This is a genomic window from Janthinobacterium aestuarii, from assembly GCF_046113285.1.
Taxonomy (GTDB): Bacteria; Pseudomonadota; Gammaproteobacteria; order Burkholderiales; family Burkholderiaceae_D; genus Janthinobacterium.
Genome location: NZ_CP142524.1, coordinates 980,549 through 992,198, shown reverse-complemented (window position 1 = coordinate 992,198; position 11,650 = coordinate 980,549). Strand labels below are relative to the sequence as shown.

13 protein-coding genes are annotated in these 11,650 nt (G+C 64.3%); 1 reads left to right on the top strand and 12 read right to left on the bottom strand.

Annotated elements, in window-relative coordinates; genetic code table 11:
• Positions 1-61 precede the first annotated feature (61 nt).
• The 8 genes from OX462_RS04495 to OX462_RS04460 all read right to left on the bottom strand — a co-directional run bounded on the left by OX462_RS04495 (position 62) and on the right by OX462_RS04460 (position 8,378).
• On the bottom strand, positions 62-1,081 hold the full coding sequence (locus OX462_RS04495) for an ABC transporter substrate-binding protein (RefSeq protein ID WP_099410802.1): 1,020 nt from the start codon (positions 1,079-1,081) through the stop codon (positions 62-64).
• 247 nt (positions 1,082-1,328) lie between these two features.
• Entirely contained in the window at positions 1,329-2,627 is a 1,299-nt protein-coding gene (locus OX462_RS04490) for an MFS transporter (protein WP_070310222.1), read from the bottom strand.
• 585 nt (positions 2,628-3,212) lie between these two features.
• Positions 3,213-3,536 (bottom strand): thioredoxin family protein, encoded by a 324-nt coding sequence (locus OX462_RS04485; RefSeq protein WP_409027867.1) that lies wholly within the window; start codon positions 3,534-3,536, stop codon positions 3,213-3,215.
• 18 nt (positions 3,537-3,554) lie between these two features.
• Positions 3,555-4,250: a fumarylacetoacetate hydrolase family protein gene (locus OX462_RS04480; RefSeq protein WP_070290426.1), complete on the bottom strand. Its 696-nt coding sequence runs from the start codon at positions 4,248-4,250 to the stop codon at positions 3,555-3,557.
• A 90-nt stretch (positions 4,251-4,340) separates the two neighbouring features.
• Complete coding sequence (locus tag OX462_RS04475; protein ID WP_070221044.1) at positions 4,341-5,636, bottom strand: MFS family transporter; 1,296 nt, start codon at positions 5,634-5,636, stop codon at positions 4,341-4,343.
• 153 nt (positions 5,637-5,789) lie between these two features.
• Positions 5,790-6,992 carry a 3-oxoadipyl-CoA thiolase gene (gene pcaF / locus OX462_RS04470; RefSeq protein WP_070290427.1) on the bottom strand — a complete coding sequence of 401 codons (1,203 nt, stop codon included), beginning with the start codon at positions 6,990-6,992 and terminating at the stop codon, positions 5,790-5,792.
• A gap of 34 nt (positions 6,993-7,026) precedes the next feature.
• Entirely contained in the window at positions 7,027-7,668 is a 642-nt protein-coding gene (locus OX462_RS04465; protein ID WP_409027866.1) for a 3-oxoacid CoA-transferase subunit B, read from the bottom strand.
• An 11-nt stretch (positions 7,669-7,679) separates the two neighbouring features.
• Positions 7,680-8,378 carry a 3-oxoacid CoA-transferase subunit A gene (locus OX462_RS04460; RefSeq protein WP_070220986.1) on the bottom strand — a complete coding sequence of 233 codons (699 nt, stop codon included), beginning with the start codon at positions 8,376-8,378 and terminating at the stop codon, positions 7,680-7,682.
• 165 nt (positions 8,379-8,543) lie between these two features.
• Between OX462_RS04460 and OX462_RS04455 the strand changes: the two genes are divergently transcribed.
• On the top strand, positions 8,544-9,371 hold the full coding sequence (locus tag OX462_RS04455; RefSeq protein WP_083287340.1) for an IclR family transcriptional regulator domain-containing protein: 828 nt from the start codon (positions 8,544-8,546) through the stop codon (positions 9,369-9,371).
• Here the strand turns inward: OX462_RS04455 and OX462_RS04450 are convergent, their stop codons facing one another.
• Genes OX462_RS04450 through OX462_RS04435 form a run of 4 tightly spaced genes read right to left on the bottom strand, consistent with a single transcriptional unit; the run spans position 9,372 to position 11,498 of the window.
• Positions 9,372-10,229: a ChaN family lipoprotein gene (locus tag OX462_RS04450; protein WP_409027865.1), complete on the bottom strand. Its 858-nt coding sequence runs from the start codon at positions 10,227-10,229 to the stop codon at positions 9,372-9,374. It abuts the gene before it with no gap.
• 42 nt (positions 10,230-10,271) lie between these two features.
• The gene (locus OX462_RS04445; RefSeq protein WP_230502148.1) at positions 10,272-10,703 is read right to left on the bottom strand and encodes a YeeE/YedE family protein; all 432 of its coding nucleotides are present in this window, start codon (positions 10,701-10,703) and stop codon (positions 10,272-10,274) included.
• A gap of 8 nt (positions 10,704-10,711) precedes the next feature.
• Positions 10,712-11,137, bottom strand: coding sequence for a YeeE/YedE family protein (locus OX462_RS04440; RefSeq protein ID WP_070310211.1), 426 nt, complete (start codon positions 11,135-11,137; stop codon positions 10,712-10,714).
• 7 nt (positions 11,138-11,144) lie between these two features.
• Positions 11,145-11,498, bottom strand: a complete 354-nt coding sequence (locus OX462_RS04435) for an ArsR/SmtB family transcription factor (RefSeq protein ID WP_070310209.1) — start codon at positions 11,496-11,498, stop codon at positions 11,145-11,147.
• Between the last annotated feature and the right edge of the window lie 152 nt (positions 11,499-11,650).

The window sequence follows — 11,650 nt, the reverse complement described above, 5'->3', positions numbered from 1 at the left end:
GCGCTAGCACAGTGAGCATCGCAGGCTGCAAATCGCGACGCGCAGTAAGTTTTGGCGCGCGTTAATTGCCGGCAGAATAAATCTGCGTGGTCCAGCGTTGCAGCAGGCGCTTGCGCGTGTCCGACGCGCCATACTTGGCGAAGTCGTAGTTGATGGTCTTGATGTTTTCCAGGCGCGGCGAGGCGGCGGGAATGGTGGCGGCCGCGTTGGACGGGATCTGGAAAGCCAGCGCCTTGACGGCTTCGCTCTGCACGTCGGGACGCAGGGCGAATTCATAGAATTTCTTTGCCTGCTCCATGTTTTTCGCGCCCTTGACGATGCTCATCGAGCCGATCTCGTAGCCCGTGCCTTCGCAGGGCGGCAAGACCTTCACGGGGAAGCCGGCCACGGTCAGTTTCATCAGGTCATGCATGAAGCCGATGGCCACGCCCGCTTCGCCGCGCCCCACGTCCTCGCCCGGCGCCACGCCCGCGTTCGGATACTTGCTGACGTTCTGGCCCATTTTCGCCAGGAAATCGAAGGCTTCCTCTTCGCCGAACAGCTGCACCACGGTGGCCAGCGCGTTGTAGGCGGCGCCCGAGGAGTTCGGGTTGGCCATCTCGATCTCGCCCTTGTAGGCGGGCTTGACGAGGTCTTTCCAGCACTGGGGCGGCGGCAGGTTTTTCTTCTTCAGCACGTTTTCGTTGTAGGCCAGGCCCAGGATGCCGATGTAGATGCCGACGGTGCGGTACTTGGCCGTCTCGGCCTGCTTGAGCGCCCACGGCTGCAGCTTGGGCAGGGTGGGCGACTTGTATTCTTCCGTATAGCCTTCGGCGGCGGCCTGCAGGTGCGGGTCGCCCGTGCCGCCCCACCAGATGTCCGATTTCGGGTTCGACGCTTCGGCGCGGATCTTCGCGTAGGCTTCCCCCGCGCTCTTCCTGATCATCGATACCTTGATCTTGCTTTCCGCCTCGAAGCGGTTCTTCATCAGCTGGCACCATTCCATGTCGGCCGAGCACAGCACGGACAGGCGTTCCTCGGCGGCCATGGCCGTCATCGGCAGGGCCAGGCTTATAGCAATCGCAACATTGCGCATCTTCATCGTCTCACTCCAAGTTCGTTATCGTTGTGGTACTTCAGACCGCACCGCTATCTTGCGGTGTCACTGTCCCGGGATGTGCTTTTTAAGGCCTTGCACTGTATTGCACACGTGTGCACACCTTACCACCAGCCGATTTTGACTGTCAACAAGAATCTCGGCAGGCGTGCGGCGTGGCGTTTTACCGACAAAAAAAGCCGCCAGCTGGTTGCAGCTGGCGGCTTTCGGATGCTCCGGGATCAGAGGTGTGTTACTGCCAGGCTTCCTTGCCCGCGCGCGGCTTGCCCACCATCAGCAAGGCGCCCAGGGTCAGCACGGCCGCCAGCGACAGGTAATAGCCCACGTACTGCAGACCATAGTTGGTGGCCAGCCAGGTGGCGATGTACGGCGCCAGCGAGGCACCGAGGATGCCCGCCAGGTTGAACGTCAACGAGGCGCCCGTGTAGCGCACTTCGGGCGGGAACAGCTCGGACAACATCGTGCCCAGCGGTCCGTAGGTCATGCCCATCAGGCCCAGGCCGACAGCCATGAAGACGGTCACTTCCCACGTCACGCCCGAACCGAACATCGGCGCGAGCACCAGGCCGAAAATGGCGATGGCGACGGAGACCCAGATCAGGGTGGCGCGGCGGCCGCGGCGGTCGGCCAGCACGGCCGACAACGGTATCGTCAGGGCGAAGAACAGTACGGCAAACAGTTGCACGACGAGGAATTCCTTGCGCGTGAAGCCCAGCTTGGTCGTGCCCCAGCTCAGCGCGAACACCGTCATCAGGTAGAACAGCACGAAGGTAGCCAGGGCGATGATGGTGCCCAGGAACAGCATGCGGCCATGCTGGCGGAACACGGTGGCCACGGGCAGCTTGACGACTTCGTTCTTGTCGATGACTTTCTGGAAGTCCGGCGTTTCCGTGATCTTCAGGCGCACGTACAGGCCGACGATGACCAGCAGCGCGCTGGCCAGGAACGGGATGCGCCAGCCGTAGCTGAAGAACTGCTCATCGGTCATGGTTTCGCTCAGCAGCAGGAAGATGCCGCCCGACAGGAAGAAGCCGATCGGCGCGCCCAGCTGTGGGAACATGCCGTACCAGGCGCGTTTGCCCGGTGGCGCGTTTTCCGTCGCCAGCAGCACCGCGCCGCCCCACTCGCCGCCCAGGCCCAGGCCCTGGCCGAAACGGCACAGCGCCAGCAGCAGCGGCGCCAGGGTGCCGATGGCGGCATACGTCGGCAGCAAGCCGATGATGACGGTGGAGATACCCATGGTCAGCAAAGCCGCCACGAGAGTGGCCTTGCGGCCGATGCGGTCGCCGAAGTGGCCGAACACGGCCGAACCGATGGGGCGGGCGAAGAAGGCGATGGCGAACGTGGCCAGCGACTGCAGCACGGCGGCCGACGGGTCGCCGGCGGGGAAGAACAGTTTCGGGAACACCAGCACGGCGGCGGTGGCGTAGATGTAAAAGTCAAAGAACTCGATGGTGGTGCCGATCAGGCTGGCGAACAGCACCGTGCCGGGGGAATTTTTCTTGGGGGGGGTGCTCCGGGGCTTACTCATTTACTGCGCTCCTTGGGGAGGGTGTCTAAAGGCCATTCTCTGGATGTTTTTTCAGGCAGCAGCACAGCACGTTGTCTAGGCGCGCGGTTCACATATCATAGCTGTGCGCGGGCGTATTTGCTGCGAAATTGCTATTAAATTCGCAAACAAATTCCACGCCGCAACACGCCGTTGTTAACGGCAGACAACGGTGTACCAACGCGCGCTATCGCGCCGTGATCAGTGCTGATTTAGAGAAACAACGGTCGTGCGCCATCCGGTTACCCGGGGCACGGCAGGAAAGGCGTCAGGGGATGGGCGACGTGTATCAGGCCCGGCGTATCGCCAGGCATTCCGTACCAGACCCGCGCGTCGGCATCGCGGCATCGGTCATTTGTGGTGAATCCTTGCCTGCGGCCCCTCCGGGTGGAGCGGGCCGGCGATGATCGCGCTGCATCACGCAGGATGCGGTTGATCTTGCTGTAAGCGGCTTATCATACGCGCAGTGCTGCGGTGCGGCAAGAAGTTGTGATGGAGCATGTACGGTGGTGTCGGCTTACGCTGCGCTAAGCCGACCTACGCCGACCTACGCCCACCTATACTGACCTACGCATCGATCAATGCAAAAGTCTGCTCGATCTCGCGGCTGTCGAGCGGACGCACCAGGCGCGCCACTTCCTGGCCATCTTTCAGGAAAATCAGGGTCGGCCACAGTTTCACGCGGAATGAGCGCCCCAGCGCGCGGCCGGGGCCGTCTTCCACGCGAATATGCGCTACCTCGGGGTGCTGCGCCAACGCGGCGGCCAGCGGCGCCTCGGTGGCGCGGCAGTGGCCGCACCAGCCAGTGCCGAATTCCAGCAGGGCCGGCCCCGCCAGGGCGTCGATCTCGGCGCGCGTCGGTTGTGCTACGGAATATGTGTCGTTCATCATGCCGCCCTCCTTGTCCGCTCAGACCACTTTCACGCGCAGTTCGCCCAGGCCATCGATGGCGCCCACCAGCTCGTCGCCGCGCTGCACGGCCGCCACGCCGGCCGGCGTACCCGTGTAGATCAGGTCGCCCGGTTGCAAGGTGAAGTAGGTCGACAGGTCGGCGATGGTTTCGGCCACGTTCCAGATCAGCATATCGATGCTGCTGCTTTGACGCAGCTCGCCATTCACGTGCAGGGTGATGGCGGCATGCTGGACGTCACCTGCCTGCGCGGCCGGCGAGATGGGGCCGATGGGCGCCGAGTGTTCGAAGGCCTTGCCCGTGTCCCATGGACGGCCCAGTTTTTTCGCTGCGCCCTGCACGTCACGGCGCGTCATGTCCAGGCCGATCGCATAACCCCACACGTGGCTCAGCGCATCGGCCGCGCCGATATCGCTGCCGCCCTTGCCGATGGCCACCACCAGTTCCATCTCGTGCTGGAAATCCTGTGTCTGCGCCGGATACGGCAGCTCACCCGTCGTGCCGGCTGGCACGGGCAGCACGGCGTCAGCCGGCTTCATGAAGAAAAACGGCGCCTCGCGGCCCGTGTGGCCCATTTCCTTGGCGTGCTCGACATAGTTGCGGCCTACGCAATAGATGCGGTGGACGGGGAAAGTATCAACGCTGCCGATGACGGGAACGCTGGGCTGGATAGGTGCGGGAATGACATACGACATGAAAACTCCTGATCGGCACGATAAAAAGGCGGCGATGAAAAAGGGACACCGCAGTGTCCCCCACGCAGTGTCCCCCATTTTACGACAACGTTACTTCAGCAGTCCCGAGCGGCTCGGGTCCGGCATGCGGATGGCGACGATGAAGGAAATCAGGCACATGACGGTCACGTACCAATAGAAATACTCTTCCACGTGCCAGGCCTTGAACTGCAGCGCCACGTATTCGGCCGAGCCGCCGAACATCGCGTTGGCCACCGCATACGACAGACCCACGCCCAGCGCGCGCACTTCGACGGGGAACATTTCCGCCTTGATCAGGCCGCTGATCGACGTGTAGAAGCTGATGATGGCCAGCGCGATGATGATCAGGCCGAACGCCGCGTACGGGCTGGAAATATCCTTCAAGGCATGCATGATGGGCAGCACGCACAGGGTGGCCAGGCCGCCGAAGAACAGCATCGAGGTGCGGCGGCCGATGCGGTCGGACAAGGCGCCGAACACCGGTTGCAGAATCATGTAAACAAGCAAGGCGCAGGTCATGACGGCGCTGGCCGTCTTGGTATCCATGCCGGCCGTGTTCACCAGGTATTTCTGCATGTAGGTGGTGAACGTGTAGAACACGAGCGAACCGCCGGCCGTAAAGCCGAGCACCGTGATGAAGGCGCGCTTATGCTTGAGCAAGCCGCGCAGGCTGCCCGCGTCCTTGTCCTTGCGCTCGCTGGCGGTGGTCGTTTCCGTCAGGGATTTACGCAGGTTCAGCGAGACGAGGGCCGCCAGGGCGCCAAACACGAACGGGATGCGCCAGCCCCAGGCGCGCAGCTCTTCCAGGGTCAGCAGTTGCTGCAAGACCACCAGCACCAGCAAGGCCAGCAGCTGGCCGCCGATCAGGGTCACGTACTGGAACGAGGCGAAGAAGCCGCGCTTGCCCGATTCCGACACTTCGCTCATGTAGGTGGCGCTGGTACCGTATTCGCCGCCCACGGACAGGCCCTGGAACAGGCGCGCCACCAGCAGCAGGAACGGCGCGAAGGCGCCGATGGTGTCATACGTGGGCATGACGGCGATCATCAGGGAGCCACCGCACATCATCAGCACGGAAATCATCATCGACTGGCGCCGGCCGTATTTGTCGGCGATGCGGCCGAACAGCCAGCCGCCTACGGGGCGCATCAGGAAGCCGGCGGCAAAGATGCCGGCCGTCTGCAGCAGCTGCGTGGTCGAGTTACCGGAAGGGAAGAAGGCGTGCGAGAAATACAGCGCGCAGAACGAGTAAATGTAGAAGTCGAACCATTCGACCAGGTTACCGGAAGAAGCGCCAATGATGGCCTTGATGCGCTGCTGGGAAGTCAGCTGCGCAACGTCATGCGGAGTATCGTGGGATGTCATATCAATCTTCTTGTTCGTGTGAAAAAGCCAACGCCAGCCAGGTTACCCGGGCTGGTTTTGCATCATACGCCCTTGATCAGGGTCAAAAAGCCGGCCGGCATACGGGTTAATACGTATCGCCGGCAACTATTTTTCGCCATCAGGCGCATGGAATCAGACCCGTTCCAGCACCAGCGCGATGCCCTGGCCCACGCCGATGCACATCGTACAGAGCGCATAGCGCCCGCCCGTGCGATGCAGCTGGTTGACGGCCGTCATGGCCAGGCGCGCACCGGACGCGCCCAGCGGGTGACCGAGGGCGATGGCGCCGCCGTTCGGGTTGACGCGCGGATCGTCGTCGGGCACACCCAGCTGGCGCAGCACGGCCAGGCCCTGGGCGGCAAACGCTTCGTTGAGTTCGATGACGTCGAAGTCGGCCAGGCTCAAACCCGTCATGGCCAGCACTTTCAGGGTGGCGGGCGCGGGGCCGATGCCCATGATGCGCGGCGCCACGCCGGCCGTGGCCATGGCCACGACACGGGCGCGCGGCGTCAGGCCAAAGCGGGCCGCGTTTGCCTCGTCGGCCAGCAGCAGGGCCGCCGCGCCATCGTTGACGCCGGATGCGTTGCCGGCCGTAATCGTACCGTCCGCGCGCACGACGGGTTTCAGTTTGGCCAGGGTGTCCAGCGTGGTGGCGCGCGGATGCTCGTCGCGGGCGACGACGATGGGATCGCCCTTCTTCTGTGCAATGCTGACGGGGCAGATTTCGCTGTCGAACACGCCAGCCTGCTGCGCCGCCAGGGCCTTGACCTGGCTGGCCAGGGCAAACGCATCCTGGTCCGCGCGGCTGATGCCGAAGTCGCTGGCCACGTTTTCCGCCGTTTCCGGCATCGAATCGACGCCGTACTGCGCCTTCATCAGCGGATTGATGAAGCGCCAGCCGATGGTCGTGTCCTCCATTTTCATGCCGCGCGAAAAGGCGCTGTCGGCCTTGCCCATGACGAACGGCGCGCGGCTCATGCTTTCCACGCCGCCGGCGACCAGCAAGCCCGCTTCGCCGCTCTTGATGAAACGGGCAGCGCTGCCGATGGCGTCCAGGCCCGAGCCGCACAGGCGGTTCAGGGTGGCGCCCGGCACGCTGTCGGGCAATCCCGCCAGCAAGGCGGCCATACGCGCCACGTTGCGGTTGTCCTCGCCCGCCTGGTTGGCGCAGCCGTACAGCACGTCCGTGACGGCCGTCCAGTCCACATTGGGGTTGCGCGCCATCAAGGCGCGGATGGGCACGGCGCCCAGGTCGTCGGCGCGCACGCCGGACAGGCCGCCGCCGTAGCGGCCGAAGGGCGTACGCTGGGCGTCGCAGATGTATGCGTGGGTCATGTTCTTTCCTCCAAGAAAGTGTATTGATGGTGAGTTAGCGCGCGTCCGTCAGCGGCACGGCCGTCAAGGCTTGTAACTGTTCAAAACTCAGGCCATCGGCCAGTTCGACGACGGTGGCGCCGGCGGGTCCCAGGTCGAACACGGCCAGGTCGCTGTAGATGCGGCTCACGCACCCGATGCCCGTCAGCGGATAGCTGCAGGCCTGCACCAGCTTGCTTTCACCGCCCTTGGTCAGCAATTCCATCATGACCCAGGTTTTTTTCGCGCCGATGGCCAGGTCCATGGCCCCGCCCACGGCGGGGATGGCGTCGGGCGCGCCCGTGTGCCAGTTGGCCAGGTCGCCCGTGGCGGACACTTGAAACGCGCCCAGCACGCAGATGTCCAGGTGGCCGCCGCGCATCATGGCGAAGCTGTCGGCGTGGTGAAAATAGCTGCCGCCCGCCAGCAGGGTGACGGGCTGCTTGCCCGCGTTGATCAGGTCGTAATCCTCCTCGCCCGGCGCGGGCGCGGGGCCCATGCCGATCACGCCGTTTTCGCTGTGCAGGATGATCTCCGCGCCAGCCGGCAAGTGGTTCGCCACCAGGGTCGGCAAGCCGATGCCCAGGTTCACGACGGCGCCTTCGTTGATATCGGCCGCCACACGGGCCGCCATCTGGTCTCGATTCCATTTATTCATGTTGATTTTCCTCAGGCTGCTTTGAAGCCGGCGGGGCCGGTGGCCGTGCGCGGCACTTGCACGATGCGCTGCACGAACAGGCCCGGCGTGATGACGTGTTCGGGGTCGATGCTGCCCAAGTCAAGCACCTCGTGCACGGAAGCAATGCTGACCTTGGCGGCCATGGCCATGATGGGGCCGAAGTTGCGCGCCGTCTTGCGGTAGGTCAGGTTGCCCCAGCGGTCGCCCTGCTCCGCCTTGATCAGCGCGAAGTCGGCGTGGATGGGCGACTCGAACACATACATGCGCCCGTCGATTTCGCGCGTTTCCTTGCCCTTGGCCAAGTCCGTGCCGTAGCCCGTGGGCGTAAAAAAGCCGCCGATGCCGGCGCCGGCGGCGCGGATGCGTTCGGCCAGGTTGCCCTGCGGCACCAATTCCAGCTCCAGCTTGCCCGCGCGGTACAGCCCATCGAAGACGTGGGAATCGGCCTGGCGCGGGAACGAGCAGATGATCTTGCGCACTTGCCCGTTTTTCAGCAGGGCGGCCAGGCCCGTGTCGCCATTGCCCGCATTGTTGTTGACGATGACGAGGTCGCGCGCGCCTTGGGCGATCAGGCCGTCGATCAGCTCGGCCGGCTGGCCCGCGCCGCCGAAGCCGCCAATCATGACGGTGGCGCCATCGTGGATATCGGCCAGCGCATCAAGCACGCTGGAACGCAGTTTGTCGATCATTGCGGTCTCCTCCCAATCAAACTCATTAGCCATTTGTTCGTATAACGAACAAATATTCGTATTTAGAACTTATTCGTGAGAATATGCCTGATCGGGGCGCTTGTCAATTTGCCGTTTTCGCCAGCGCCATGGCTATAATTGCCACCTTGCCCCATTGGAAATGCCATGACCGCACGCAGCAGCACCTCTCTTTCCACCGACGACACCGCCGATGCCGACGGCGCGCCGCGTCCCGGCGACAGCTATGTGCAATCGTTCGCGCGGGGCCTTGCCGTCTTGCGCAGCTTTGGCGCGGACGCGCCGCAGCAGACCTTGAGCGAAGTGGCGGAACGGGCGCAGCTGACGCGCGCGGGCGCGCGGCGCATCCTGCACACCTTGCTGCATCTCGGTTACGTGGAAGCGGATGGGCGGCTGTTCCGTTTGACGCCCAAGGTGCTCGACCTCGGTTACGCCTATCTGTCATCCTTGCCCGTGTGGACGCAGGCGCAGCCGCTGCTGGAAGAATTGATGCAGACCTTGCGCCAGTCGTGCTCGGCCACCGTGCTCGACGGCGACGACATCGTGTATGTCGTGCGCCTGTCCGCGCACCGCACCATGTCGATCAACCTGGGCATCGGCAGCCGCCTGCCCGCCTACTGCACCTCGATGGGCAGGGTGCTGCTGTCGGGCCTGGCGCCCGACGCGCTGCGCGAACGGCTGTCGAAAATGGCGCTGCTGAAGATCACGCCGGCGACCAAGGTCGATATCGAGGTCTTGATGGAAGAGATTGCGCAAGTGCGGCGCCAGGGCTGGTGCCTGGTGCAGGAAGAGCTGGAACAGGGCTTGATCGCCCTGGCCGCGCCCGTGTTCGACCGGGCGGGCAAGGTGGTGGCGGCGATCAACGTCAGCGGCCAGACGGCGGGGCCGTCCGTGGCGCACCTGCTGGAACACAGCCTGCCGAAACTGCTCGACACGGCCAGCCGGGTCAGCGCCCTGGTGCGGGTGCAGCAGTGATTATTTCCTGAATTTGGCGCACAAGTCCGGGCGCGGCTGCGCCGGCATCGTTTGCGTCAGGTCGAACGTGCCCTGGTAGCCGGCGACGCCCTGTTCCAGGTAGCCGATGCTGCGCAGGTTCAGTTGCGGGTCGGCCAGCTTCAGCCAGCGGGGCACGCCGATATCCTTGCGCACATGCGCATTGCCGGCGATCAGCACCACGTCGCGCGGCGCCTGGTCGCGGATCAGCTTGGCCATCCAGATATCGCGCGCCACCTGGGCGTTGACGACACCGTTGATCATCATGTCGGGCAGCATATTGCAGCGGGCCGCCTGGGCTTCCTTCTTTTGCCCTTCCAGAATATCGGCCGGCACGGGCGCAGCCAGGTAAGTGGCTACCATGGCGGGCGGCATGGACCACTGGATACCGTCGCGCACGATGCGCGAGGCATCGGCCGGCGACAGGTTGCCGGCGACCAGGGTCAGCTGGTAGCTGATGACGAGGTCCAGCACGGGCCGGTACAAGCTCCAGTCCCAGCGCGGCTGTTCCATCACGCGGATGATGCAATCGGGGTCGGCGCAATCGCGCGCGGCGCGCGTCAGCAAGGCCTGGTTTTCGCGGTCGAACTGCTCCATGACGATCACGGGACGCCAGCCGGCCGCCAGCCGGCGCTGCAATTCCGCGACCCTCAGGCGATGGCCTTGCGCATTGTCATGCACTTCGCCGAGCAGCAGCACTTGCGGATTGGGCAAGGTGTCGGCCACTGGCGCGGGAGGGGGCGGGGCTTCCTTCTTCAGCAAGCCGCCGCAGGCGGACAGCGCCAGCACGCTGCACAGCAGGGCGGCGCGCGCGCCGGCGCGGAAAATCACGGTCTTCATGTAAGCAGTATCCAGAGTGGCGATGCGCCAGATTGTACCGTCTCAGGCCGGCGAAGGTGCCTTGCGGCGCTCCAGCACTTCAAAGAGCAGCATGCCGGCCAGCATCGCGATCACAAACAGCCAGGCCTTCGGCTGGCCCGCCAGCAGCGACACGAGGGCGGGGCCGGGACAGAAACCGGCGATGCCCCAGCCCGCGCCAAAGGCCAGGCTGCCCAGCAGCAAACGCCGGTCGATGCGCCGCGACGCGGGCAATTGCATGGGCTCGCCCAGCAGCGAATTGCTGCGCCGGCGCGCCAGCCAGAAGGCAGGCAGGGCCACGCCGATGGCGCCGCCCATCACCAGCGCCAGCGACGGATCCCAGGCGCCGGCCAGGTCGAGGAAACCGAGCACCTTGGCCGGGTTGGCCATGCCGGAGACGATCAGGCCCAGCCCAAAGACGAGGCCGCTCAACAGGGAAAGGATGAGCTTGCTCATAAGCTTGCTCACAGATGGCGCAACAGATACACGGTGAAGAAACCGGCCGCCATGAAGGCACACGTGGCCGCCAATGAACGCGGTGACAGGCGCGACAGGCCGCACACGCCGTGGCCGCTGGTGCAGCCGGCGCCGTAGCGCACGCCCACGCCCACCAGCAGGCCCGCCGCGATCAGGGCAGGCGTACCGGCGTCGATCTGCACGGGCGGCAAGGCTTGCCACAACTGCCACAGCAGGGGCGTGCCGATCAGGCCGGCGAGAAAGGCGATGCGCCAGCCCAGGTCGCCACTGCGCGGGCGCAGCAAGCCGCCGACGATGCCGCTGATGCCGGCGATGCGGCCATTGAACAAGATCAATAGCGCCGCCGCCAGACCGATCAGCATGCCGCCGGCCAGCGCGGCCCATGGCGTGAAGTGCGGCCAGTCGATAGTCATGGCAGGATCAGTCGGCTTCGTCGTTGAACGGGGGGCGCGGCGCGCAAAATTGCGCGTACAGCACTTGCAGCACGGCCAGCACGGGCGCGCTGGCGACGCGGTAATAGATCTGCTTGCCATCGCGCCGCGTGGCCACCAGCATCTCTTCGCGCAGCACGCCCAGCTGCTGCGACAGGGTCGGCTGGCCGATGCCCACTTTTTGCTCGAGGTCGCTGACGCAATGCTCGCCCTGCGATAGCTGGCACAGCAGCATCAACCGGTCGGCATTGCCCATGGCCTTGAGCAGCGAGCTGGCCTTGTAGGCCGAACCCCGCATGGCGTCGAGGTTGTATTCGGCGTGTTGTGTTGCAACTGTCTCCATCGTGCCCTCCCACAGGCGGTCATATTGAATAGCGTGCGATAAACAATATACTAATCAATATATTGTTTTCCTGCTGGCGATTCGCACAAAAAAACAACAGTGTTTTTCGGCGATAGCGTGCTTATGCAAAGTGTGCGGCAGCGATCATGTTT